This window comes from Arthrobacter sp. TJ-254 (assembly GCF_058269175.1).
In genome coordinates, this window is the sequence record NZ_JBZCNF010000001.1 from 627,915 (window position 1) to 652,345 (window position 24,431).

Below are 24,431 nucleotides of genomic sequence, written 5' to 3' on the forward strand. Positions count from 1 at the left end.
GGCAGGTGCGGGCGCCCGGGTGTAGGCTCCACGGCTACAAGCGTTGGATAACGAAGAAGGCCTGAGGTTGTCTGATGAGCGTAGACAGCGATGCGGTGGGCAGTCCGGTCGCCGGTTCAGGCGGGCCCGGTCTTCGGGTGGTGCCGCGCAGCCGGGCCGATCCAGCCCATCCGCTGATCGCCTCGCACGAGGCCGAGGTGCGGCTGCGGGTCCTCAAGGCCGCACGCGTCCTGATCGACCGGCGAACGTACGACGCGGTCACAATTGATGCGGTTGCGAGGGCATCCGGGGTGAGCAAATCAACGCTGTATCGGTACTGGCCGTCGCGTCAGCTGCTGGTGCTCGAAGCGTTCACCTACAAGACGAACCTCCTGACCAACGTCGACGACACCGGCGATGTTGCACGGGACCTGCACGCCTACCTTGTCGCCTTGACCTACTGCCTCAGGGCCGGCGGGGCCGCATCGACGGTCGCCAACCTGCTGGCCGAAGCGATCCGCAGCGAGGAGTTCGCGGCCCAGTTCAAGCAGACGCTGCTGCGAGAACGGCGCCACGGGTTCCTGGCAATCCTGCACCGGGGACGAGGCCGTGGACAGATCCGCGACGACGTCGACCTTGTCGTGGTGATCGACGCCGTCTACGGGGCCGTCCACCACCGGCTCATTGCCACCGGGCAGCACATTGACGGGCCGTTCCTGCGGAACCTCACCCGCTTCGCAATCGACGGGACGGCGACCCCGGAATACCTTGAGAGCTACCGTACGCGGAAGTGAGTTCGGCCGTCGCGGGACGGCGGCCCCGGAGTTCCCGGCCCGCTGCCTCACGCGTTGAGGTCGCGCCTCCTCAGCGCCGCCACTGCGGTGCCCACCAGGACAGCTGCCAGCAGCGCCATCCAGGCCAGCGGCACCGGATCGAAAGCCGCGCCCGGCACCTGCGGCACCAGTCCGAACGGTTCGGCCTCAAGCATGAACTCCGGAAGGTTGAGAACCGTGCCGTAGAGGCCGGTGAGCAGCGAGAGGACAACGGCCGCCCACACCCACCAGGTGCCCGCGGCGAGCCCGTAGGCGAGTGCCGCGAGCCCGGCGAAGCACACGACCAGCGGCAGGTAGGCGAGCGATGAAGCGGTGAGCTCGCCGGTGAGCGGCTCGCCGGAGCTGAGCGAGGCACCGGCGCCGAGCCCGAAGCCCGACGCCAGAAGCAGGAGCACCCCCGATGTCACGGCCACGAGCAGCGAGCTCAGGAGCACCCGCGTGCGCCCTGCTCCAGCGGAGAGCAGGAGCGCCGTGCGTCCCTCGGACTCCTCCTTGCGGAGCCTGCCCACGCCCACCACCGCCTGGACGGCGACGGCCATGGCGAAGTACTTCAGGAATGCGGCGAGAGCGCCGCGGAGGACGTCGCCGCCGTCGACACCACCGATCACCTCAGCGAGCTGGGGCTGGGACTCGAAACTCTTGACGATGGAACGGGCCATCGTGCCGGTCAGGAAGGCGAAAACGAAAAGGCCGGCGCACCAGCTGGTGATGCTGCCCCGCTCAAGCCGGGCGAGAAGGCCTGCCGGACCGGTGAGGAACCGGGTGCCTTCGCGGCGTCCGGGCCGGGCGGCGATGAGGCCTTCACCGAGGTCGCGCCGGGCAGCCAAGAGGTAGGCGGCCACGACGAACACGGCGGCGAGGCCCAGGCACAGCAGCAGGGGCCACCACCGCAGCTCGACGAAGGCCCGGGTCTGCTGAACCCAGCCGATGGGCGAGAGCCAGGACAGCGCACTCCCGCCGAGCTGCCGGGCATCACCGATCCCGCGGAGGAGGAAGGCGCCCCCGATCACTGTGCCGGCCATCCCTGTGGCCGTCCTGGCGCTTGCGGAAAGCTGCGCGGTGACGGCCGCCGCCGCCCCGAAGACGACGCCGGCGAGTCCGACGCCCAGCACGAGGGCCGCCGAGTCCGCCGGCCGCAGGCCGTTGGCGGCCATTGCCGCGAACAGCGCTACCCCCACGGCCAGGTTGGCTCCGGCCAGGACGCCAAGCGCGGCCGTCAGCTGGGCATGGCGGCCGACGATACCGGCCCGGACGAGCTCGGCGCGCCCGGTTTCCTCCTCCGCCCGGGTGTGCCGGATGACAAGGAACACGGACATGAGCCCGACCGCGATGGCGAGCATCCCCGCCACTTCGTTGGCAAGCATCGTTCCGAGCGTGTAGTTATCAAGGCCGTAGCCGGGGCCGGAGAGGAGGGCCCCCGCCGGATCCTTCATGATCGCAGCGCGTGTCTGGAGCGCCTCCGCGCTTCCGTAGGCGAGCGGGATGACGGCTCCGAAGTAGCCGACGACGCCTCCCACGCAGAGCGCCCATACGGGGATGCGCACCCGCTCGCGGCGCGCGGCGAAGCGGATCAGCCGCACCGCTCCGGTCAGCGGGCCGGGATCGGCAGCGGAGCGGTGGGCAGCAGCGCGGGAGACGGCGCGGCTCACCGCGTGCTCCCTGCCACAGGCGCCGAGCCACCCACCCCATAGTGGTGGACGAACAACTCCTCGAGCGTCGGCGGGGTGGTGGTCAAGGCCCTGATGCCCAGCGGCAGCAGGTGCTCAAGCACGCCCGGGAGTGCGTCGTTCTCGACGGTGAAGTGCACCCGGTCGCCCTCGCGCTGAACGTCGTGGACCCCTCGAAGCAGCGCAACGCTTGTCGCGTCGCCGTCGCAGGTCACCGAAACCGCCGCCCGGGCCAGGTGCCGCATCTCGCTGAGTGTTCCCGACTGCACCGTGCGGCCCTGCCTGATGATTGTCACCTTGTCGCACAGCGCTTCGACCTCGGCCAGGATATGGCTCGACAACAGCACTGTCCGGCCCTGCGCGGCGGCCTCGCGGATGCATTCCTGGAAGACCCGTTCCATCAGCGGGTCGAGGCCGGAGGTCGGCTCGTCGAGGATCAGCAGTTCGACGTCGCTGGCCAGCGCCGCGACGAGCGCCACCTTCTGCCGGTTGCCCTTGGAGTAGGAGCGGGTCTTCTTCGACGGATCGAGCTCGAACCGGAGCAGCAGCTCGTCCCGGCGCCTCCGGGCCGCCCCGCCGCGCAGGCCAAGGAGGAGGTCGATCGCCTCGCCGCCGGTGATTTTGGGCCAGAGGTTCACCTCTCCGGGTACGTAGGAAAGGCGGCGGTGCAGGCTCACCGCCCTCGCCCACGGGTCCTCCCCAAACAACAGGGCAGTGCCAGCATCGGCCCTGAGCGCCCCGAGCAGCACCCGGATCGTGGTTGATTTCCCCGCACCGTTGGGGCCGAGGAAGCCGTGGACTTCGCCGGCCTCAAGCCTCAGGTCGAGCGCATCGAGCGCGCGGACCACCCCGAAATTCTTGGTGAGTTGCTGTACTTCAATGACTGGAGGCATCGCCAGCTCCTGAAGGAAAGGAAAAATGAGGGAGGTGGATCGCCAAGTGGGCGATGAGGGCGGCAGCTTCATCCGCCAGCGCCGCGCAGCGGTCTAGGGGGCGGGTTCTTCCGGCGGCGGATGCGGCAGCCGCGCCAGGTATGCCTCGAGCATTGAGCGGTCGGCCAGCAGACCCTGCGAATACAGTTCCAGGGCGGGCACCGCGTTGCGGGCGAGGTAGCCCCGGAACGTTTGAGTCAAATCAGCTGACGGACCCGGCGCGTCGAGGTTCAGGTCGAGGAGCATCGCTCCGAACCCCTGCATTGTCAGATAGCGGGCGCGTGCCTTCTCATCCACGGAGGGAAGGATGGTTCCAGCACTGACCCCCGCGGCGATCCACGCCTCGGCGTCCTCCGTGAAATGGTCAAGGAAGGCCCGGGCGCCCTGCCCGCCCTCCTGAAGGCAGCGCAGGGCATAGGCAGCCAACGGTGCCGAATCCTCAAGGGCGGCCAGATCGAGGAGTCGCTCGGAGGGGCCGCCGGGAGCTACGGCTTCTCGCTTGTAGTCCCGGATCCTGCCCAGGACATAGTCGTCGCAGGCAGCCCGCAGCCCGTCCTTGGACCCGAAGTGGTGAAGGATGAGTCCAGGGCTGACGCCCGTCTCGCGGGCGATGGCCCTGACGCTCACCGTGAAGCCATCGCGCCCGAACAGCAGCACGGCGGCGTCCCGAAGCCGTGCCCGGCTCGTCCGGTCATCGGTGGCCGCTTCGAGCCGCCCCGCCTGTGCTGAACGCATGTTCAGGATTTTAAACGGTTGTTCACCCGGTGCCAAGAGGCATCGGCAGCGGTAGGAGCTACCGCCTTCCCGAGGTGATCGAAAAGATCCGCGCGCGGTGGAACGCCGCCTGGTCGAGAAGGCTCCGTTCTTCCTGCACCGCGTCCCGCGCTGCGCCGCGGCCGCTGAGAATGCGCTGCCGTGTGAAGGCCAGCCGGGCCGCCGTCGTGATGAACGCGGCCATCTCCGCGCCGGCCCCCACGCTTCCGGCCCACGACAGCGCCTGCCGGCGTCCCGGGTGGGTGGCGAGCATGTGGACCTCCTGCGGGCTGAACCATCCCGCCGACGCATAGTCGCCAAGCCGGGATTCGGTAAGTCGGCGCTCGGCCCGGCGCAGCATCAGAACGAAGAGGACAGCCGCGATGAACAGGGGCACCTGGACGAACAGGTAGAACGAGAAGAAATCGTCGAACAGCAGGACGGTCCCGCCGTTCCAGAGCATGTGCCCGGCGATCGCGGGGAGCAGGCCGAGGACGAAGGCCGGAAGGATCCGCCCGGCACCCCCTCCGCGGCTCACAGCGAGTCCCAGCACGAACCCGAGCGCCGCGGTGAACATGACGTGGGCGAACGGCGAAAACAGGCCCCGCAGCACGAAGACCCCAACCAGCCCGCCAAGGCTTCCCGACTCCTGGACCGCCGAACTGAAGTAGAGGATGTTCTCGGTGAACGCGAAGCCGGCGGCCACCGTTCCCGCGTAGACGATTCCGTCGACAGGCCCGTCGAAGTGGCTCCGGCGGGAGAAGACGAGGATGAGCACGCCCAGGCCCTTGGCGAATTCCTCGACCAGCGGCGCCTGCAGCACCGGCCCGATGATATTGGTGTCGGTGGAGTTCAGGGCCGCGCCAAGCAGCCCCACAACGTAGCTTCCCAGCAGCAGGGTCACCAGCACCGAGACCCCGGCGCCCCACAGGAAGGCGAACCACAGGGCGCCGCGCGGTTCGGGATCCCACCGGTCGATCCAGCGGATGCCCAGCACGCAGATGCCCAGCGGAATGAGGGCCAGGACCGCGCAGACCACCAGCGCCGTCGTCCCGAGCGAGAGGGAAAGGAACCAGACCAGCGCGGCAAGCACGAACCCGGCGACAACGATGAGGGCGATGTTCAGGGCGCCGGGCCCACGCCGCACGGGTGCCTTCCACACCGGAGCAAGTGTCTCGGGGGAATTGTGCGGCGGCCCGGGCTGCCCGGGATGGGTTGTGGAACGCTCCCACCAGTCGTGCCTCTGAAACTGATCTGTGCCCGGGCGGGCTTCCAACGGGTCATTCATCGACATAGGAACACCCTATTCGGCATCGGCGCTGTGATAGTTTTGAAAGCGCAACCACCCTTTAAGTTCCGTCCAGTGAGGCGGGGAAGGAGGAAGCGTGTTATGACCGTGCCTGCACCGCATTCCGGAGCCGCACCGCGCGTTGTTCTCGCCGAAGCCGATATAGACCGCGCACTTACCCGCATCGCCCACGAGATCCTCGAGGCCAACAAGGGGCCCGCCGACCTCGTGCTCCTGGGGATCCCCAGAAGGGGCTACCCCCTGGCACAGCGGCTCGCCCGCAAGATCGCTGCGGTGAACCCCGGTGTCGACCCCGCAGCCATCACCGGCCAGCTCGACGTCACGATGTACCGCGACGACCTCCAGCGCAATCCCACACGGCCGCCGCTGGCCACCCAGCTGCCGCCGTCGGGCATTGACGACAAGGTCGTGGTCCTTGTCGACGACGTGCTCTACTCCGGCCGCACCATCCGCGCCGCCCTCGATGCGATAGTGGACCTGGGACGACCCCGCATCGTCCGCCTGGCCGTCCTCGTTGACCGCGGGCACCGGGAGCTGCCGATCCGCGCCGACCATGTGGGAAAGAACCTTCCCACGTCATCCTTCGAGCGGGTCCGCGTGCACCTCGAGGAAATCGACACCCGCGACGGGGCCCCCGTCAACGAGGTCGTCATCGAGGCGGCCGCGTGAGGCATCTGCTGACCACCCAGGACCTCTCCTACATCGACGCGCTGCGCCTGCTCGACGTCGCCGAGGAAATGTCGGCCGTCGGGGAGCGCGAAATCAAGAAACTTCCCGCCCTGCGGGGGCGCACGGTGGTGAACCTCTTCTACGAGGATTCAACCCGCACCCGGATCTCCTTCGAGGCGGCCGCCAAGCGGCTCTCCGCCGACGTCATCAACTTCGCAGCCAAGGGCTCCTCGGTGTCCAAGGGCGAATCCCTGAAGGACACGGCGCAGACCCTCGAGGCGATGAGCGCCGACGCCGTGGTGATCCGGCACTCCGCCTCCGGCGCACCGGCCCGCCTCGCGGCGTCGGGATGGATCGACGCCGCCGTGCTCAACGCCGGTGACGGCACCCACGAGCACCCCACCCAGGCCCTCCTCGACGCCTTCACGCTGCGCCGGCACTGGGCCCGGCTCGCCGGGCACCCCTCCAAGGGAACCGACCTGGCCGGGATGCGCGTGCTGATCGTCGGTGACATCCTTCACTCCCGCGTCGCGCGGTCCAACGTATGGCTGCTCAAGACGCTGGGCGCCCACATCACCCTCGTCGGCCCGCCGACCCTGCTGCCCGTGGGCATCGGATCGTGGCCGTGCACGGTGCGCTACGACCTCGATCAAGCGCTCGCCGAACGGCCCGACGCCGTCATGATGCTCCGGCTCCAGGCCGAGCGCATGAACGCGGCATTCTTCCCCTCCACCCGCGAGTACTCGCGGCGCTGGGGCTTCGACGAGGGCCGGCTGCACGCGCTCGACACCCTCGGACTCGACGACACCGTCATTATGCATCCGGGGCCGATGAACCGGGGGCTCGAGATCTCCTCGGCCGCCGCCGATTCGCCCCGCTCCACGATCCTCGCCCAGGTGCGCAACGGGGTCTCGGTGCGGATGGCCGCCCTCTACCTGCTCCTGTCCGGAGACCACCACGCCGACGGGCCGGCCGGGAACACCACAACCCCCGCCGCCCAGATTCCCAGCACGAAGGAGCCAGCACCATGAACGGCACACAACCGGCCCCCCGCGGCCAGTACCTGGTAAAGGGTGCCTCGGTGCTCGGCGGAGCGCGGCAGGACCTGCTGGTCAGCGACGGCGTCATCGCGGCGGTCGGCGCTTCAGCGGCTGCCGGGGCGACCGGCGGAGACGTCACCGTTGTCGATGCGGCCGGCCTCATTGCCCTGCCCGGGATGGTCGACCTTCACACCCACCTGCGGGAGCCGGGCCGGGAGGACGCCGAAACCGTGGAGACCGGCTCGCGCGCCGCGGCCCTCGGCGGGTTCACCGCCGTCCACGCAATGGCCAACAGCATGCCGGTGGCGGACACCGCCGGCGTGGTTGAGCAGGTGTACAGCCTCGGCCGGAAGGCCGGCTGGGTTGAGGTCCGGCCCGTGGGGGCGGTCACCGTCGGCCTTGCCGGCGAGCGCATGGCCGAGCTCGGCGCGATGGCCGAATCGCGTGCCCGGGTGCGGGTCTTCTCCGACGACGGCATCTGCGTCTCCGACCCGGTGCTCATGCGGCGCGCCCTCGAGTACGTCAAGGCGTTCGACGGCGTCATCGCCCAGCACGCGCAGGAACCCCGGCTCACCGAGGGAGCGCAGATGAACGAAGGCGAGGTGTCCGCCGTCCTCGGGCTCGCCGGATGGCCGGCCGTCGCGGAGGAGAGCATCATTGCCCGCGACGTGCTCCTCGCCCAGCACGTGGATTCCCGGCTCCATGTATGCCACGTCTCGACGGCGGGCTCCGTGGAGATCCTTCGCTGGGCGAAAGCCCGGGGCATCCGCGTCACCGCCGAAGTTACCCCGCATCACCTCCTGCTGACCGACGAGCTGGTCCGCAGCTACGACCCGGTGTACAAGGTGAATCCGCCGCTGCGCACCTCAACGGACGTCCAGGCACTGCGCGAGGCGCTCGCCGACGGCACGATCGACATCGTCGGAACCGACCACGCCCCGCACCCGAGCGAGCACAAGGAGTGCGAGTGGGCGCAGGCCGCGATGGGCATGACGGGCCTTGAAACCGCGCTGTCGGTGGTGCAGCACACCATGGTCGAAACGGGCCTGCTCGACTGGGCGGGGTTCGCCCGCGTCACCTCCGTCCGCCCCGCCGAGATCGGCCGCCTCGGACATCAGGGCCGGCCGCTGGAGCAGGGCGAACCGGCGAACTTCACATTGGTCGACCCGAATGCGCGCTGGACGGTCGACCCCCATAAAATGGCCACAATGGGACGCAACAGCCCGTTCGCCGGGCTCGAACTTCCCGGCCGGGTCGTCGCCACGTTCTACCACGGGCACCCCACCGTCCTCGATGGAGCCCTCAACACACCGTTCGTTTCAGCTGCAGAGGAATCCGCGTGGATTGGTTAGGACCGGTCGCAGCCGCGGCAGGAATCATAGTGCTCATCGCCGGCCTGATGGCGCTCGGCTGGCGTGGGCGGCTGCGCCGCCAGTCAGCGGTTGCCGCCCCGCCTCCGGTGCCGGCCGACCCGGGCCGCGTCCTCTTCGAGGCCGAGGGCCAGTACGTTGCAACCACCACGGCCGGGGACTGGCTCGACCGGATCGCCGTGCACGGGCTGGGACTCCGGTCGGAGGCAGTGGCCACAGTGCACCCCACCGGGGTGCTGCTGGCCCGCAGGGGCGCCCCCGACGTCTTCATCCCGCGCGAGGCGCTGACCGGCGTGCGGTTCGAGCGCGGCATGGCGGGCAAGTTCGTCGAGAAGGACGGACTGGTCCTGATGACCTGGCTGCTCGGGGGGCAGAAGGTCGACACCGGCTTCCGCACCCGGCACGCCTCCGACAAGACCCAGCTGCTCGCCGCGGTGGCGGCACTCGCACCTGGCATAGACACAACCGACGTCATCAAAGGCAGGAAGTCCAAGTGACACTTACGAACTCGTCCGCCAGTCCCGCGCTGCTCGTCCTTGAGGACGGACGGACCTTCCGGGGCAGCAGTTACGGCGCCGAGGGAACGGCCCTCGGTGAGGCGGTCTTTGCCACGGGCATGACCGGCTACCAGGAAACCATCACCGATCCTTCCTACGCACGGCAGCTCGTGGTGCAGACGGCACCCCACATCGGAAACACGGGCGTGAACGCCGACGACGCCGAGTCCCGCCGCATCTGGGTTGCCGGGTACATCGTGCGCGACGCCGCCCGCCGCCCTTCGAACTGGCGTTCGGAACAGAGCCTTGACGATCAGCTGCGCGAGCAGGGGGTCGTGGGGATTGAGGGAGTCGACACACGCGCCCTGACCCGGCACCTGCGCGAACGCGGCGCGATGAAGGCGGGAATCTTCTCGGGGCCCGCCGCCCTGGCTCCGGAAGCCCGGCTCCTCGAAGAGGTGCAGTCCCAGGACTCAATGGCCGGTGCCCGCCTCGCCGAGGAGGTCAGCGCCGACTCGGCCTACACCGTCGAACCGTCCGACCACGGCTGGACGGAGGAACCACGCTTCACCGTCGCCGCCCTCGACCTCGGCATCAAGACGATGACGCCGAAACACTTCGCCCAGCGCGGGGTACGCACCGTCGTCTTCCCCGCCGACACCGCCTTCGAGGAACTGACGAAGGCAGGGCCCGACGGCGTGTTCATGTCGAACGGGCCTGGTGACCCCGCCACCGCCGACGTCCAGGTGGAACTGCTGCGGAAGGTCCTTGCGGCGGGCATCCCTTTCTTCGGCATCTGCTTCGGCAACCAGATCCTCGGCCGGGCCCTCGGCTTCGGCACCTACAAGCTGCCCTACGGCCACCGCGGCATCAACCAGCCGGTGCTCGACCGGCGCACCGGCAGGGTCGAAATCACCTCCCAGAACCACGGTTTCGCCGTCGACGCGCCCCTTGACGGACCTGTCGACGCGCCCCAGGGCGGGTTCGGCCGCGTGGAGGTCAGCCATATCAGCCTCAACGACAACGTGGTGGAGGGCCTCGCGTGCCTCGACCTTCCCGCCTTCTCGGTGCAGTACCACCCCGAAGCCGCCGCCGGACCGCACGATTCGGCCTACCTCTTTGACCGCTTCATCGAGCTGATGAGCGCCACGCAGCGCACCACCCAGGAGAACAACTGATGCCCCGCAGAATCGATCTCAAGAGTGTCCTGGTCATCGGCTCCGGCCCGATCGTCATCGGGCAGGCAGCCGAATTCGACTACTCCGGAACGCAGGCCCTGCGGGTCCTGAAGGAGGAGGGCCTGCGGGTCATCCTCGTGAACTCAAACCCGGCGACAATCATGACCGATCCCGAGTTTGCCGATGCCACCTATGTGGAGCCGATCACCCCGGAGGTGGTCGCCAAGATCATTGAGAAGGAACGCCCCGACGCCCTCCTTCCCACCCTCGGCGGGCAGACCGCGCTGAACACCGCCATCGCCCTGGACAAGAACGGCATCCTTGAGAAGTTCGGCGTCGAGCTGATCGGCGCGAACATCGCCGCAATCGAACTGGGGGAGGACCGCGAAAAGTTCAAGGGCGTCGTTGAGCGCTGCGGCGCCGAATCCGCGCGCTCCGTGATCATCCACACCCTCGACGAGGCGCTCGCGGCGGCCGATGACCTGGGTTACCCGATGGTGGTCCGCCCCTCGTTCACCATGGGCGGACTCGGCTCCGGCCTTGCCTACACCGAAGCGGACCTGCGCCGCATCGTGGGCCAGGGCCTCCAGTACAGCCCCACCAGCGAGGTCCTCCTCGAGGAGAGCATCCTGGGCTGGAAAGAGTACGAGCTCGAGATGATGCGCGACAAGAACGACAACGTGGTGGTTGTCTGCTCCATCGAGAACGTCGACCCCGTTGGGGTCCACACCGGCGACTCGATCACCGTCGCCCCTGCCCTGACCCTCACCGACCGCGAGTACCAGCGGCTGCGCGACATCTCGATCGCCGTCATCCGCGAGGTTGGCGTCGACACCGGCGGGTGCAACATCCAGTTCGCCGTCGAACCGGCGACAGGGCGCGTCGTCGTCATTGAAATGAATCCGCGCGTCTCGCGCTCATCGGCGCTCGCGTCGAAGGCCACCGGGTTCGCGATCGCGAAGATCGCCACCAAGCTTTCCCTTGGCTACACACTCGACGAGATTCCGAACGACATCACGCAGAAGACCCCCGCCTCCTTCGAACCGACGCTCGACTACGTCGTGGTGAAAGTCCCGCGCTTCGCCTTCGAGAAGTTCCCGGCAGCCGACACGACGCTGACCACCACGATGAAGTCCGTGGGCGAGGCGATGGCCATGGGCCGCAACTTCACCGAGGCGCTGCAGAAGGCGCTGCGCTCACTCGAGCAGAAGGGCTCACAGCTCTCGTTCGCGCCGGTCCCGGAGTCGGAGGTCGCCGGCCTCATCGAGGCCGCCCGCCGCCCGACGACCGAGCGGCTGTCCCAGGTCCAGCGCGCCCTGCTCGGCGGGGCGTCGGTCGAGGAGGTCTTCGAGGCAACGGCCATCGACCCCTGGTTCCTCGACCAGCTCGTCCTTCTGAACGAGATCGCCGAGCAGGTCCGCTCCGCCCCCGCGGTGACCGAAGCGGTGCTCCGCCTCGCCAAGCGCCACGGCTTCTCCGACGAGCAGATCGGGCAGCTGACCTCAACCCCCGAGGCAGTGGTGCGCGGTGTCCGGCACGCGCTGGGTGTGCGCCCCGTCTTCAAGACCGTCGACACCTGTGCCGCCGAATTCGCCGCCTACACCCCGTACCACTACTCCTCCTACGACGAGGAGGATGAGGTTGCGCAGCACGAGAAGCCCTCGATCATCATTCTCGGTTCCGGGCCCAACCGGATCGGGCAGGGCATCGAGTTCGACTACTCGTGTGTCCACGCCACGATGGCCCTGCGGGCCGCCGGCCACGAGACCGTCATGATCAACTGCAACCCCGAGACGGTCTCCACCGACTACGACATCTCCACCCGGCTCTACTTCGAGCCGCTCACCCTCGAGGACGTCCTGGAGGTCATCGCGGCAGAGCAGCGCACCGGCGGCGTCATGGGCGTGTTCGTCCAGCTCGGGGGACAGACGCCGCTGAAGTTGGCCCAGGAACTGGCCGACGCCGGCATCCCCATCCTCGGCACGTCGCCGGAGGCCATTGACCTGGCGGAGCACCGCGGCGCCTTCAGCCGGGTACTCGACACGGCCGGCCTCATTTCGCCGAAGAACGGCACGGGGGTGTCCTTCGAGGACGCCAAGAAGATCGCCGACGAGATCGGCTACCCCGTGCTGGTGCGCCCCTCCTACGTCCTCGGCGGGCGCGGCATGGAAATCGTCTACGACGAACCGAACCTCTCCCGGTACATCGCCAACGCCACGGAGATCACCCCCGACCACCCGGTGCTGATCGACCGGTTCCTCGAGGACGCCATCGAGATCGACGTCGACGCCCTGTACGACGGCACCGAGATGTACCTCGGGGGCATCATGGAGCACATCGAGGAAGCCGGAATCCACTCCGGCGATTCGGCCTGCGTCCTGCCGCCGATCACCCTCGGCGCCGACGTGCTCGAGCGGGTCCGCACCGCCACCCTCGCCATCGCCGAGGGCGTTGGCGTGCGCGGGCTGATCAACATCCAGTTCGCCCTGGCCTCCGACGTGCTGTACGTCCTCGAGGCCAACCCGCGCGCCTCCCGGACGGTTCCCTTCGTGTCGAAGGCCACCGGCGTCCAGCTGGCGAAGGCCGCCGCCCTGATCGGGACCGGTGTCAGCGTCTCCGACCTGCGCACCGTGCACCACCTCCTGCCCGAGCACGGCGACGGCGGCTCGCTGCCGTTCGACGCACCGGTATCGGTGAAGGAAGCGGTCCTGCCGTTCAGCCGGTTCCGCACCCCGGAAGGGACCGTTGTCGATTCGCTGCTCGGTCCGGAGATGCGCTCCACCGGCGAGGTGATGGGCATCGACAAGTATTTCGACACCGCCTTCGCGAAGAGCCAGGCCGCCGCCAACGCGGCACTGCCCATCGAGGGGAAGGTTTTCGTCTCGGTTGCCAACCGTGACAAGCGCTCGATCATCATGCCCGTCAAGCGCCTCGTCGACCTCGGCTTCGAGATCGTCTCCACCGGTGGCACCGCCGACGTGCTGCGCCGCAACGGCATCTCGGCCACCACCGTACGCAAGGTGGCCGAGGGCGCCGGAGCGCATGGCGAGGGGACCATCGTCGACCTGATCACCAGCGGCGGCATCGACATGATCATCAACACACCCTCGGGAGGGCAGGCGCGCGGCGACGGCTACGAGATCCGCGCCGCGGCAACCTCCTACGGGCTCCCCGTCATCACCACGGTGCCGGAGGTCGGGGCAGCGGTCCAGGCGATCGAGGCGATGCGCTCCTTTGAATGGTCGGTGACCAGCCTGCAGGAGCACGCGGCGAACCTCCGCACCTCCACGGCGGCCCAGCATGCCTCCTAGCCCGCAGCCGCGCGAGCCGTTCGGAGTTCGGCTCGCCCGGGCGCGCGGCCTCAAGGGCAGCCTCTGTGTGGGAATCGACCCGCATCCCTCGCTCCTTTCGGCGTGGGGGCTCCCCGACACCCCGGAGGGCCTGGAGCGGTTCTCATTGACCGTCCTCGACGCCGTCGGGCCGGTCGCCGCAGCGCTCAAGCCCCAGGTCGCACTGTACGAACGGCACGGCTCCCGCGGCATCGCCGTGCTCGAAACCCTCCTGGCGCGCGCCGCAGAGCAGGATGTGCTCACCATCGCGGATGCCAAGCGCGGCGACATCGGCTCGACAATGCAGGCGTACGCGGAGGCCTGGCTCGGGGAAGGATCACCGCTCGCGGCCGACTCCGTCACCCTCAACCCCTATCTCGGGTTCGAATCCCTGCGCCCGGCACTCAGGCTCGCCGCTGCCACCGGACGAGGCGTCTTCATCCTCACGCTCACCTCGAACCCCGAGGGGGCATCGATCCAGCACGCCGGCGGCAGCGACTCGGTGGCCCTGTCGGTCCTGCGGGCCGCCGTAGCCGAGAACGCGCCGGACGGGAACCGGCCGGACGCGGAAGCCGCCGGGCCGGCGGGGACGGGGTCCGTGGGCCTCGTCGTCGGCGCGACGGTCGGTGCGGCGGTGCGCTCCCTCGGCCTGAACCTGGCGGCACTGAACGGGCCGATCCTCGCCCCCGGAGTCGGCGCCCAGGGGGCCGGTGCCCGCGAACTCGAAGAGACCTTCGGTGCTGCGCTGCCCGCGGTGCTTCCGACATCGAGCCGGGCAGTGCTCGCCGCGGGTCCGGAAAAGACAGCCCTGCGGGAGGCGGCACGTAGCGCGGGTCGGCAGCTGGAGTCCAGCGCCTAACCCGATTGATTTTCCGCCGCATGAGCCGATAGGTTCAGGAGGAGCCCGCATCCACGAGACCAGCGGCAGCCGGTATGTTCCGGCCGCCGCCTACTGCAGGGGAGCCCTTGTGAGCCTGAAGCCATTGACGGACGTCGAAAGAAAACAGGCTCGCGAGAAGGCCACCGCGGCCAGGACGGTCCGTGCCGACATTAAGAGCCAGCTCAAAGCAGGTAAGGTCTCAGTAGCCGAAGTTATTGAAAGCGGTTCGGACGATGAAGCTGTCGGCCGGCTCAAAGTGCTCGATCTCCTCAAAGCCCTGCCGGGCGTGGGGGAGGTCCGGGCCTCCGCGATCATGACGAATCTTGGCATCGCCGCCACGCGGCGCGTGCGGGGCCTCGGCATCCACCAGCGCAAGGCGCTCATTGATCACCTGAACGAACAGCATTCTGGCCCGGCCAGTAAGTGAGGAACCACGTGTCGCAGCCGCGGCTGACAGTATTGGCCGGACCGACGGCCGTCGGCAAGGGAACAGTGTCAACCTACATCCGGGACAACTACCCCGACGTCTGGTTGTCCGTCTCGGCCACCACCCGCCCGCCGAGACCCGGAGAAATCCACGGAGTCCACTACTACTTCGTCTCACCCGATGAGTTCGACGCCCTGGTCGCCGACGGCGAACTGCTCGAGTGGGCCGTGGTGCACGGACGCAACCGCTACGGGACTCTCCGCAGCACCGTGCAGGAGGCAATGGACGAGGGCCGGTGCGTGCTGTTGGAGATCGATCTCCAGGGCGCGCGGCAGGTCAAGGAGACGATGCCCGAGGCGAATTTCGTCTTCCTGGCCCCGCCCACCTGGGAGGAATTGGTGCGCCGTCTCGTGGGCCGGGGCACCGAAACCCTCGAGGAACAGCAGCGGCGGCTGGAAACCGCTAAACTGGAACTTGCCGCCGAACCTGAATTCGACCACACCGTGGTCAACGACAGTGTCGAGCATGCGGCGGACGAGCTTGTTTCACTGATGGGACTCCGCCCTTTGCAGCGCTGACGCGCACGCCGAGGGACGAGGAACAAACAAATTTTTGGAGATTCTGTGTCTACACAGCCTGAAGGCATCATCAACCCGCCGATCGACTCCCTGCTTGAGGCGTCGGACTCGAAGTATGCCCTCGTGATCTACGGCGCCAAGCGTGCCCGGCAGATCAACGCCTACTACTCCCAGCTCCACGAGGGCCTGTTCGAGTACGTCGGCCCCCTTGTCGACACCCGCCTGAACGAGAAGCCCCTGTCGATCGCCCTGCGCGAAATCGACGAGGGAATGCTCGTTGCCGCTCCCATGGAGCAGGCTGAGTAGCAACCGGCAGAAACAGCTGAGCAAAGAAACTCCGTGCGGATAATCCTCGGCGTTGGAGGAGGGATCGCGGCCTACAAGGCCGCATCCCTCCTTCGCCTCTTCACGGAGGCCGGCCACAATGTCACTGTCATCCCCACCGAGGCGGCAACGCGGTTCGTCGGCACCGCCACTTGGGAGGCGCTCTCCGGGAATCCGGTGAGCAACAGCGTCTTTGACGACGTCGACAAGGTCAACCACGTGCGGCTCGGACACGAAGCCGACCTGGTGGTCGTGGCTCCCGCCACCGCGGACCTGATGGCACGCGCCGCGTCGGGCCTCGCCGACGACCTGCTCACCGGAACCCTGCTGATGGCGTCCGGGCCGGTTTTCATGGCCCCCGCCATGCACACCGAAATGTGGCGCCACCCCGCAACTGCCGCGAACGTCGCGCTGCTCCGCGCGCGGGGCGTCACGGTCATGGAGCCGGCATCGGGGCGCCTCACCGGGTCCGATACCGGCCCGGGCCGGCTTCCCGAACCCGCCGAGATCTTCGCTGCCGCGATGGCGGCCTACGAGGCCGCCACGGGCTCCGGGCTGCTCGCCGGGCGCACCGTGACCATCACGGCCGGCGGAACGCGCGAACCGCTCGACCCGGTGCGCTTCCTCGGCAACCGTTCCTCCGGCAAACAGGGGATGGCCCTGGCCGCCGCGGCCCTCGCCGAGGGCGCGACAGTCCGGCTGATCGCAGCCTCGACCGAGGTGCCCCCGCCCGCCGGCGTCGCGCTCACCCGCGTTGAGACAGCACTCGAGCTGCGGAACGCCGTGCTCGCCGCACTGCCGGAAACCGACGTCCTGATCATGGCCGCCGCCGTCGCCGACTTCCGCCCCGCCGAGGTCGCGGACACGAAAATCAAGAAGAGCGCGGACGGCGTCGACCCGGTCATCACTCTGGTCCGCAACCCTGACATCCTGCGCGAAGCCGTCGCCGTCCGCGACGCCGGCACAACAGGAACCCCCGGCGTCATTGTGGGATTCGCCGCCGAAACCGGCGACGCCGGATCCGATCCCCTGACCCATGCCCGCGCCAAGCTCCGCTCCAAGGGCTGCGACCTGCTGGTGCTCAACGTGGTGGGGCGGGACAAGGTGTTCGGCCAGGACGAGACCTCGGTCATCCTCCTTGGGGCCGACGGCACCGAATCGGAGCCTGTCAACGGAACCAAGCGCGAGGTGGCGGCCGCCGTCGTTGCCCGTGCGGCCAAGGCCCTCAAACCCTGACGCCCTGGCGCCGGAACGAATTTCGAGCGCCGGCCAACGAACCAAGTAGAGTGAATACGTGAATTCAGCCAGTTCCAATCCTGCCGCGCTGCGGCTCTTTTCCTCCGAGTCGGTCACTGAGGGCCACCCCGACAAGATCTGCGACCAGATCAGCGACGCCATCCTCGACGCCATGCTCGAGGCCGACCCCGAATCCCGGGTCGCCGTCGAAACCCTGGTGACCACCGGCCTTGTGCACGTGGCGGGGGAGGTTACGACCGAGGCTTACGTGGAGATCCCCGAGATCGTCCGCAATACCATCCTCGGCATTGGCTACGACTCCTCGGCCAACGGTTTCGACGGCGCCCGCTGCGGGGTTTCGGTCTCCATCGGCCAACAGTCGCCGGAAATCGCGTCGGGAGTCTTCACCTCGGTCGAGGTGCGCGAAGGCAAGGGCATCGACCCTTACGACGCCCAGGGCGCAGGCGACCAGGGCATCATGTTCGGTTACGCCAGCGATGAGACGCCGGTGCTGATGCCCACCCCGATCTGGCTGGCCCACCGTCTCTCAGAGCAGCTGACCGCGGTGCGCAAGGACGGGACGCTTCCATACCTGCGGCCCGACGGGAAAACCCAGGTCACCATCGGTTATGACGGCGACATCCCGGTTTCGGTCGACTCGGTCGTCATCTCCTCCCAGCACGCGGCGGAAGTGTCGCTGAATGAGCTGCGGGCCGACCTCGTCACCCACGTCATCAACCCCGTGCTTGAAACCTCGCACCTTGACAGCTCTTCGGTGCGCCACATCCTCAACCCGGGCGGCGAGTTCATCATCGGTGGACCGGTTGGCGACGCCGGGCTCACCGGACGGAAGATCATCGTGGACACCTACGGTGGCAGCGCCAGGCACGGCGGGGGTGCCTTCAGCGGAAAGGACCCGTCGAAGGTTGACCGCTCCGCAGCGTATGCAATGCGCTGGGTCGCCAAGAACGTCGTAGCGGCCGGGCTGGCCCGCCGCGCCGAAATCCAGATCGCCTATGCGATCGGCATGGCCCACCCCGTCGGAATCTACGTTGAAACCTTCGGCACCGAAACCGTCGACCCCCTGGCCATCGGCAAGGCGATCCGCGAGATCTTCGACCTCCGCCCTCTGGGCATCATCAACGCCCTCGACCTCAAGCGCCCGATCTACCAAAAGACCGCTGCCCACGGGCACTTCGGCCGCGAGGATGCAGGCTTCAACTGGGAACTGACAGACCGCGTCGATAAGCTGAGGAGCTACTTCAACGCCTAAACGGCAAGAGCTACGACAGCGGGTACAACGGCAATGAGCAGCACTGCGGGGACGGACGGCGGCCAACTGTCGCTGCTTCACGGTTTCGGCGCGCCCCGGCTGCCGTCGGCCACCCCGGGGGCCGCCGCAGTCAACCCTGTGGCGCAGGTGCTGCTCGACTCGCCGCTGCCCCACCTCGACCGAGCCTTCGACTACTACGTGCCCCAGGAACTCGATGCCGACGCGCAGCCCGGCGTCCGGGTCAAAGTCCGGTTCGCCGGCAAGGAGCAGACCGGCTATCTTGCCGCACGCCTGCCCGCCTCCGAATCCACGGCCAAGCTCCTGCCCCTCGGAAAGATCATCTCGGCCCAGCCGGTGCTGACCCCCGAGGTGCTCAAGCTCGCCCAGTCCGTGGCGCTGCGCTCGGCTGGCACCGTCAGCGACGTCCTCCGTGTAGCCGTGCCGCCGCGGGCCGCCCGCGTCGAGAAGGAGTTCGAGCCGCCCGCACCAGGCGGTGCCCTCCCCGCAGCGGCACCGGGCCTGCCCCCCATGACCATCCTGAAGGGCGCCGCCTCCGGCAGCTACAGCCGCTACGTCCACGGAGAAGCGTTCCTGCTGCACCTCGCAGCGGGCGGTTCCCCTCGCGCCGTCCTGACGTCGGTGGGAGGGTACGGGCCACGGGCCTGGCCCGAGGAAATCACCGACGCCGTCGCCGCCGTCGCCCTCAGCGGGCGCGGCGCCATCGTTGTCGTACCCGACCAGCGCGACCTCGCCCGGGTCGAAGCGGCGCTGGTGCGCCGGCTCGGCGACGAGATGGTGGCCCGGCTCACCGCCGAAGACGGCCCCACCCCGCGCTACCGCAATTTCCTGCGCCTGCTGCACGGGCACGCGCGGGTCGCAGTGGGGACACGGTCGGCGGCCTACGCACCGGTGACCGACCTCGGGCTTGTCTGCGTGTGGGATGACGGCGACGACTCCCACTTCGAACAGCGCGCCCCCTACCAGCACGTGCGCGACGTCCTACTGCTTCGAGCCGACCAGGAAAACGCCGGCGTCCTTGTCGCATCGACGTCCCTCAGCACCGAGGCGCACCGGCTCGTCGAAACGGGCTGGGCCCGGTCGATCCACGCCGAACGCCCCGAGATCCGCAGGAGCGTGCCGCGGGTCCAACATGCGGCCGATGCCTTCCAGCGGGAACGCGACCCGCTCGCCACCCAGGCGCGCATTCCTTCGTCGGCGTGGAAAGCCGCCCAGGACGGGCTCATCCGCGGACCGGTGCTCCTTCAGGTCGCGCGGACCGGCTTCTCACCGGCAATCACCTGCGCCGACTGCCGGCGGCCCGCCCGCTGTGTCAACTGCACCGGCCCGCTGGCCCAGCACAGCAGGGGAGGGATCCCCGAGTGCCGCTGGTGCGGGCGCCCCGATCCACGCTGGCACTGCGCCTCCTGCGGCGGCACCACCATCCGGGCGGGCATTGCCGGGGCAACCCGGACGGCCGAGGAGCTGGGGCGTGCCTTCCCGGGTGTTCCGGTCGTCTCCTCGGCGGGTGAACACGTCGTCGACACGGTTCCTAACACTCCGGCCGTCGTTGTGGCGACTCCGGGCGCTGAACCCGTTGCCGCTGGCGGGTATGCCGCGGTGATCCTGCTCGATGGAAGCGCAATGCTCAGCCGCGAGTCGCTGCGCGCGGGCGAAGACACCCTCCGGCGCTGGTTCTCCGCGGCGGTGCTTGCCCGGCCCGCGGCCGAAGGCGGGCTTGTGGTCGTCACGGCCGATGACGACGCAGCGGTCGGGGCGCTGGTGCGGTGGGATCCCCGCGGTGCCGCGTCCCGGGAACTCGCCCTCCGGCAGGAACTTGGCCTTCCACCAGCCGTCCGGTACGCCGCCCTGACCGGCAGCCGCGAAGCGCTGGCAGCGTTCACCGAGGGAATCGACCCCTCCGGGTTCGTTCGGACCGTCGGTCCGGTTCCTGTTGCGTCAGCCGGGGGCCGCGGACCCGAGCGGGAGAACGGCCACCTTGCAGGAGAGGGAACCCACCGCCTTCTCGTCTTCTTCACCTACCGTGCAGCAGCCCACGCCGTGGGCCAGCTGAGGACCAGGCGCGCCGTCCTTTCGGCAAAACGCACCACCGAACCGGTGCACATCCGCTGCGACGCGCTCGACCTGCTGTAACGCCCGCGCATCGGTCCTCAACGTACGGATAAACGCTGCCACAGGCAGCCGAGGGCGTATATTCTGATGCCAGTGACGCCTTCTTCTTCTCTGTGACCCAGAGCTACTACAGCCATTCCAGTTCGCTCCCACAGGGAGCGCTGATCCCGTGTGACCGTGCGGGGGACTAAATTCCCCAACTCCCGGCCCACCACAGCACACCTCACTGGAAGATCACATGGACAGCACTACAACCCCGGTACCCTTTTCAGCTCCTGGACGGCGTTCCCTCCGCCCCGATTGCGGCAACTGCTTTGCCCTCTGCTGCACCGCCTTCGGGTTTTCCCGCTCTACCGAGTTTGCCCTCGACAAACCGGCCGGGTCGCCGTGCCGGAACCTCGCGCCCGACTTTTCCTGCACCATCCACGACAGCCTGCGGCCCAGGGGCTTCCGCGGCTGCTCGGTCTTCGATTGTTTCGGTGCCGGCCAGAACGTATCGCAGCGCTTCTTTGGAGGAACGAGCTGGATCAAGGATCCCGCCACAAGGACTGAAATGTTCGACGCGTTCAAGGCGGCACGGCAGCTTCACGAGATGCTTTGGTACCTGGCCGAGGCGCAGACGCGGACATTCGATCCCGATGCCGCTGACGCCGCCGCGCTGCTGACGAGGACCATCGAGCACGCGGTAGGCGGAGACACGGAGGCACTACTCTCCCTCGACGTCGAGGGCCTCCGCCTCGAGGTGCGGGCTGTGTTGATTGAGGTCAGCGAAGAAGTGCGTGCTTCCTACTTCGCCGAAGGCGGGGACCATCTGGAGCCCGCGCTGCATCCCGGTGCGGATCTGATGGGGAGAAATTTCCGGCGCCGCCGCTTGTGCGGGGCGGACCTCAGGGGCGCCTATCTCATTGCCGCGGACCTGCGGGGGAGTGACCTTTCGGCGGTGGACCTGCTCGGAGCGGACCTCAGGGATGCGCAGCTTGAGGGCGCCGATCTCGCTGAAGCCCTGTACCTGACCCAGCCGCAGCTCAATGCCGCGATGGGCAGCCATAGGACGCGCATACCCACGGACCTGGTGTTCCCGCCGCACTGGTCTAGTGAATGAGCAGCCCTGCTGTGCCTTAACCGGTGCCTCCATCGATGGTTCTGGGGCTGCGTTCGCGCGCTAGCCACCGGCCCGGATCGGAGAGGGCCTTGAAGCCGAACCGGCCGTAGAGGCCGTGGGCGTCGTCGGTCACCAGGACCGTCCGCTTGACCGCCAGGCCGTCGAGGTCGCCTGCCACACCGGCGATCAATGCCTTGCCGACGCCTACGCCCCGGACCGATCGCGCGCTCCATCTCCTCCTGGCCGGGCCCTCCCCGAGTTCGGCCGCTTGCGGTCAGGCTCCACGATGTTTTTGGGTTCCCGGCGGTCGGCTCATCGATGTTGAAGCCAGATACCTGGTTCGTTGTAGATGCCGTGGTCACGGTCGGTGTTGATGATCAGTGGGGAGAGGCCGCCATCGATGACGTACGCGCCACTTTCCGGGAAGGCCCGGTTTGTCCAGGTCTCCCATTCGGTGACGGTTCCGGTCATTGTCTGGGAAACCTCGGTGGTGGAGAGCACAGCCGCTCCCATCCGAACGTGGGTCCGCAGCCACGGATCAACGGGCAGCCCGTCGTTGCGGGTCCAGCCGGCGTAGTCGCTGATCGGCGTCAGCGGGTAGCGGTGCTTCAGGGTTGGCCTCAGAGGAACGATCAAGGATCCCAGCCCCCACGCGGGGGTACGGTCGACGAACGCGCTGAGGAGCTCTGTGGCGAGCCCTGTACCCTGGAAACCCGGATGGACTTGAGCTGCGCAGACAACGAGCGTGTTGGGTGTCGCGTTCTCATCGAGATTCTCAAGCGCCCGCACGAGGGTTCCGGTGTACCCGCCGGGCAGGTCCTCGCGGGTCCCATTCCAGCACACCGGCACGGCCCATCCGTTCGCGGCCAAGGCAGAACCATCGACCACGGCGAGTTCGAGGTGCGCGAACTCGGCGCGCACCCGATCCCAGAGAGCGGCAACCACTTTGTCTGCAGAAATGAATGAAGGCCACGCCCCCTCGGAAAGCGCGTCCAACTCGGCATCCGAGCGGGGGCGGGCGTCGAGGCGTTCAATCGTCACTGGCATGACGCGAGTCTATTGTCATGCCGCTTCGGGTGGCATGCGTATAGAGTTGTGCCATGTTCTCGTGATCCTCGCTCCTCTCCTGCGTCCGTGGCCGGTGCCCGGCAGGAAGTTGACCGAACCCGGGGATACTCATGGCTTCTTCTTCCAGCCCGACGCGCGCTGCGGCGCATCTGTGTGTGGACGGCATATCGATCTCATTCGGAACACGACGCGTCCTGACCGATGTGTCGTTCACGGTCACGACGGACCGCACCGGAGTGATCGGCGAAAACGGTTCCGGCAAGAGCACGCTGCTGCACATCATCGCGGGCTTGATTGCGCCTGACGGGGGAACAGTGTCGGCAACGCTTCCCGGTGGTGCGCGGCCGCGCATCGGGCTGCTGCATCAGGAACCACCCTTCCCGGCAGCGGCGTCAATCGCCGACGCGCTGGAGTCCGCGGTTGCCCCTGTGCGGGCGGCGGCCGATGCCGTGGCAGCCACAGGCACCGCTTTGGCGGACTCACCCGGCGACCAGGCAGCAGCAGCGGGCTTCGCTGCAGCACTGGAGACAGCGGAGCGGGTTGGCGCCTGGGATGTCGACGCCCGGATCTCCTCCATGGTCGCCGGACTGGGCCTGGCTGATCTGTCGTTCGACCGGAAGACCGGTCACCTCTCCGGCGGGCAGCGCTCACGGCTGTCCCTTGCATGGTTGTTGCTGAGCGCACCGGACGTCCTCCTGCTTGACGAACCGACGAATCACCTTGACGACGCTGCTGCCCAGTACCTGCGCGGCCTCCTCGTCTCGTGGCGGGGACCGGTGCTTATCGCCAGCCATGATCGTGCGTTCCTCGACGATGTGGTGACGTCGCTTGTGGACCTCGATCCTGCGCCGCTGCCGCAGGCAGTCGCCGGGCCGCTCGTCGGGGATGGTGACGGCGCGGCGATCGGAGCCGTGCGCTTCACGGGCACCTACACCGACTATCTTCGTGCCAGGCTGGACGCGAGGGACCGGTGGGAACGCCAATACCGCGCTGAACAATCCCACCTGAGGCGGCTGCGCGCCGCCGCCCCCAGCAACTACCTCGTGGGACACGAGCACTGGTCACCGCGGTCCGAAGCCCGCATCTCCGCCAAGTATTACGCCGACCGGAATGCCAAGACGGTGTCCCGCCGGGTCAATGACGCGCGGGCCCGCCTGGAGGACCTGGAGGAGGCGCAGATCCGCAGACCGCCCGAAGTGCTGCGTTTCCGAGGCCTTACCGCCGGCGGCATACCCGCGTTGAACGGCAGCGGTTCCGGGCCGCTCCTCACCGTGTCGCGTGCCGCCGTCGCAGGCCGCCTCGCCAGCACGTCGGTGACGGTTGGCGCGGGGGAGAAGTGGCTGATCACCGGACCTAACGGTTCCGGCAAGTCCACGCTCCTGCACCTGCTGACAGGACGGCTTCTCCCCACGTCCGGGACAATGACTTCGGTTCCGTCCCTGCGGGTTGGCCTCCTGAACCAGGAGATTGACCTGCCCGACCCGCATCAGCGGGGGCCCGGACGCACGGCGCGGCAGGCGTACACGGATCTGGCGGGGGACACGCTGTCGGAACAGATACCCCTCGGGGCATTCGGACTCATAGCGCCCCGGGATGAGAACCGTCCGGTCACCGCGCTCAGTGTCGGTCAGCAACGCCGGCTTGCGCTCGCCGTGCTGCTCGCGAGCCCGCCGGATGTGTTGCTGCTCGATGAGCCAACGAACCACCTCTCCCTGCTTCTGGCTGCCCAACTGGAGGCCGCCATCCCTGAATATCCAGGAACCGTCGTCGTCGCCTCCCACGATCGGTGGCTCCGCCGCAGGTGGAAGGGCCATCGGATCGACCTCAGCGGCGCATGATCGGCCAGTCATACCCTTT

General features: G+C 68.2%; 21 protein-coding genes and 1 pseudogene. 16 read left to right on the forward strand and 6 right to left on the reverse strand.

What is annotated here, in order from left to right:
- Positions 1–74: 74 nt before the first annotated feature.
- Positions 75–773 (forward strand): TetR/AcrR family transcriptional regulator, encoded by a 699-nt coding sequence (locus AC4D14_RS02985; RefSeq protein ID WP_490900081.1) that lies wholly within the window; start codon positions 75–77, stop codon positions 771–773.
- Positions 774–820: 47 nt separating this feature from the next.
- On the opposite strand, the gene AC4D14_RS02990 is transcribed toward AC4D14_RS02985, so the two are convergent.
- The 4 genes from AC4D14_RS02990 to AC4D14_RS03005 form a co-directional block, all read right to left on the reverse strand.
- The gene (locus AC4D14_RS02990) at positions 821–2,461 is read right to left on the reverse strand and encodes an ABC transporter permease (RefSeq protein WP_490900082.1); all 1,641 of its coding nucleotides are present in this window, start codon (positions 2,459–2,461) and stop codon (positions 821–823) included.
- Positions 2,458–3,372, reverse strand: coding sequence for an ABC transporter ATP-binding protein (locus AC4D14_RS02995; protein ID WP_490900083.1), 915 nt, complete (start codon positions 3,370–3,372; stop codon positions 2,458–2,460). The genes AC4D14_RS02990 and AC4D14_RS02995 overlap by 4 nt, the downstream gene beginning before the upstream one ends.
- A 93-nt stretch (positions 3,373–3,465) precedes the next feature.
- Complete coding sequence (locus AC4D14_RS03000; protein WP_490900084.1) at positions 3,466–4,146, reverse strand: TetR/AcrR family transcriptional regulator; 681 nt, start codon at positions 4,144–4,146, stop codon at positions 3,466–3,468.
- 58 nt (positions 4,147–4,204) lie between these two features.
- Positions 4,205–5,326, reverse strand: coding sequence for a PrsW family intramembrane metalloprotease (locus AC4D14_RS03005; protein WP_490900085.1), 1,122 nt, complete (start codon positions 5,324–5,326; stop codon positions 4,205–4,207).
- Between the two features lie 228 nt (positions 5,327–5,554).
- Between AC4D14_RS03005 and pyrR the strand changes: the two genes are divergently transcribed.
- From pyrR to AC4D14_RS03075, 14 genes and pseudogenes are all read left to right on the forward strand, one after another.
- On the forward strand, positions 5,555–6,142 hold the full coding sequence (gene pyrR, locus AC4D14_RS03010; protein WP_490900086.1) for a bifunctional pyr operon transcriptional regulator/uracil phosphoribosyltransferase PyrR: 588 nt from the start codon (positions 5,555–5,557) through the stop codon (positions 6,140–6,142).
- Positions 6,139–7,173 (forward strand): aspartate carbamoyltransferase catalytic subunit, encoded by a 1,035-nt coding sequence (locus AC4D14_RS03015; protein WP_490900087.1) that lies wholly within the window; start codon positions 6,139–6,141, stop codon positions 7,171–7,173. Before pyrR ends, AC4D14_RS03015 begins: the two co-directional genes overlap by 4 nt.
- Entirely contained in the window at positions 7,170–8,534 is a 1,365-nt protein-coding gene (locus tag AC4D14_RS03020; RefSeq protein ID WP_490900088.1) for a dihydroorotase, read from the forward strand. The genes AC4D14_RS03015 and AC4D14_RS03020 overlap by 4 nt, the downstream gene beginning before the upstream one ends.
- Complete coding sequence (locus tag AC4D14_RS03025) at positions 8,522–9,049, forward strand: PH-like domain-containing protein (protein ID WP_490900089.1); 528 nt, start codon at positions 8,522–8,524, stop codon at positions 9,047–9,049. The genes AC4D14_RS03020 and AC4D14_RS03025 overlap by 13 nt, the downstream gene beginning before the upstream one ends.
- Positions 9,046–10,227, forward strand: a complete 1,182-nt coding sequence (gene carA / locus AC4D14_RS03030; RefSeq protein WP_490900090.1) for a glutamine-hydrolyzing carbamoyl-phosphate synthase small subunit — start codon at positions 9,046–9,048, stop codon at positions 10,225–10,227. The genes AC4D14_RS03025 and carA overlap by 4 nt, the downstream gene beginning before the upstream one ends.
- Positions 10,227–13,538 carry a carbamoyl-phosphate synthase large subunit gene (carB, locus tag AC4D14_RS03035; protein ID WP_490900091.1) on the forward strand — a complete coding sequence of 1,104 codons (3,312 nt, stop codon included), beginning with the start codon at positions 10,227–10,229 and terminating at the stop codon, positions 13,536–13,538. Before carA ends, carB begins: the two co-directional genes overlap by 1 nt.
- A complete protein-coding gene (gene pyrF / locus AC4D14_RS03040; protein ID WP_490900092.1) occupies positions 13,528–14,415 on the forward strand; it encodes an orotidine-5'-phosphate decarboxylase in 888 nt (295 codons plus the stop codon). The genes carB and pyrF overlap by 11 nt, the downstream gene beginning before the upstream one ends.
- Before the next feature lie 109 nt (positions 14,416–14,524).
- The gene (gene mihF, locus AC4D14_RS03045; protein WP_490900093.1) at positions 14,525–14,863 is read left to right on the forward strand and encodes an integration host factor, actinobacterial type; all 339 of its coding nucleotides are present in this window, start codon (positions 14,525–14,527) and stop codon (positions 14,861–14,863) included.
- Positions 14,864–14,871: 8 nt separating this feature from the next.
- Positions 14,872–15,441: a guanylate kinase gene (gene gmk / locus AC4D14_RS03050; RefSeq protein ID WP_490900094.1), complete on the forward strand. Its 570-nt coding sequence runs from the start codon at positions 14,872–14,874 to the stop codon at positions 15,439–15,441.
- A gap of 45 nt (positions 15,442–15,486) precedes the next feature.
- The gene (gene rpoZ / locus AC4D14_RS03055; RefSeq protein WP_120165450.1) at positions 15,487–15,747 is read left to right on the forward strand and encodes a DNA-directed RNA polymerase subunit omega; all 261 of its coding nucleotides are present in this window, start codon (positions 15,487–15,489) and stop codon (positions 15,745–15,747) included.
- Between the two features lie 21 nt (positions 15,748–15,768).
- Positions 15,769–17,001, forward strand: a pseudogene (gene coaBC, locus AC4D14_RS03060) (bifunctional phosphopantothenoylcysteine decarboxylase/phosphopantothenate--cysteine ligase CoaBC); the annotation flags it as partial.
- A 58-nt stretch (positions 17,002–17,059) separates the two neighbouring features.
- Positions 17,060–18,274, forward strand: a complete 1,215-nt coding sequence (gene metK, locus AC4D14_RS03065; RefSeq protein ID WP_490900095.1) for a methionine adenosyltransferase — start codon at positions 17,060–17,062, stop codon at positions 18,272–18,274.
- 33 nt (positions 18,275–18,307) lie between these two features.
- Positions 18,308–20,425, forward strand: a complete 2,118-nt coding sequence (locus AC4D14_RS03070; RefSeq protein WP_490900096.1) for a primosomal protein N' — start codon at positions 18,308–18,310, stop codon at positions 20,423–20,425.
- A 217-nt stretch (positions 20,426–20,642) separates the two neighbouring features.
- Positions 20,643–21,506 carry a pentapeptide repeat-containing protein gene (locus tag AC4D14_RS03075; RefSeq protein WP_490900097.1) on the forward strand — a complete coding sequence of 288 codons (864 nt, stop codon included), beginning with the start codon at positions 20,643–20,645 and terminating at the stop codon, positions 21,504–21,506.
- 16 nt (positions 21,507–21,522) lie between these two features.
- Here AC4D14_RS03075 and AC4D14_RS03080 read toward each other — a convergent pair whose 3' ends face one another.
- Together AC4D14_RS03080 and AC4D14_RS03085 are read right to left on the reverse strand one after the other, a co-directional pair.
- Positions 21,523–21,684, reverse strand: coding sequence for a hypothetical protein (locus AC4D14_RS03080; protein ID WP_490900098.1), 162 nt, complete (start codon positions 21,682–21,684; stop codon positions 21,523–21,525).
- A gap of 134 nt (positions 21,685–21,818) precedes the next feature.
- Complete coding sequence (locus tag AC4D14_RS03085; RefSeq protein WP_490900099.1) at positions 21,819–22,553, reverse strand: hypothetical protein; 735 nt, start codon at positions 22,551–22,553, stop codon at positions 21,819–21,821.
- A gap of 131 nt (positions 22,554–22,684) precedes the next feature.
- Between AC4D14_RS03085 and AC4D14_RS03090 the strand changes: the two genes are divergently transcribed.
- Positions 22,685–24,412: an ABC-F family ATP-binding cassette domain-containing protein gene (locus AC4D14_RS03090; RefSeq protein WP_490900100.1), complete on the forward strand. Its 1,728-nt coding sequence runs from the start codon at positions 22,685–22,687 to the stop codon at positions 24,410–24,412.
- Positions 24,413–24,431: the final 19 nt, after the last annotated feature.

What these genes read in the sequence shown, in the direction of transcription:
- AC4D14_RS03090 (WP_490900100.1), top strand. Translation starts at nt 22,685, where the DNA reads ATGGCTTCTTCTTCCAGCCCGACGCGCGCTGCGGCGCATCTGTGTGTG.
- AC4D14_RS03070 (WP_490900096.1), top strand. Translation starts at nt 18,308, where the DNA reads ATGAGCAGCACTGCGGGGACGGACGGCGGCCAACTGTCGCTGCTTCAC.
- AC4D14_RS02985 (WP_490900081.1), top strand. Translation starts at nt 75, where the DNA reads ATGAGCGTAGACAGCGATGCGGTGGGCAGTCCGGTCGCCGGTTCAGGC.
- AC4D14_RS02995 (WP_490900083.1), bottom strand. Translation starts at nt 3,372, where the DNA reads ATGCCTCCAGTCATTGAAGTACAGCAACTCACCAAGAATTTCGGGGTG.
- AC4D14_RS03000 (WP_490900084.1), bottom strand. Translation starts at nt 4,146, where the DNA reads ATGCGTTCAGCACAGGCGGGGCGGCTCGAAGCGGCCACCGATGACCGG.
- pyrF (WP_490900092.1), top strand. Translation starts at nt 13,528, where the DNA reads ATGCCTCCTAGCCCGCAGCCGCGCGAGCCGTTCGGAGTTCGGCTCGCC.
- AC4D14_RS03085 (WP_490900099.1), bottom strand. Translation starts at nt 22,553, where the DNA reads ATGCCAGTGACGATTGAACGCCTCGACGCCCGCCCCCGCTCGGATGCC.
- pyrR (WP_490900086.1), top strand. Translation starts at nt 5,555, where the DNA reads ATGACCGTGCCTGCACCGCATTCCGGAGCCGCACCGCGCGTTGTTCTC.
- AC4D14_RS03075 (WP_490900097.1), top strand. Translation starts at nt 20,643, where the DNA reads ATGGACAGCACTACAACCCCGGTACCCTTTTCAGCTCCTGGACGGCGT.
- carB (WP_490900091.1), top strand. Translation starts at nt 10,227, where the DNA reads ATGCCCCGCAGAATCGATCTCAAGAGTGTCCTGGTCATCGGCTCCGGC.
- AC4D14_RS03020 (WP_490900088.1), top strand. Translation starts at nt 7,170, where the DNA reads ATGAACGGCACACAACCGGCCCCCCGCGGCCAGTACCTGGTAAAGGGT.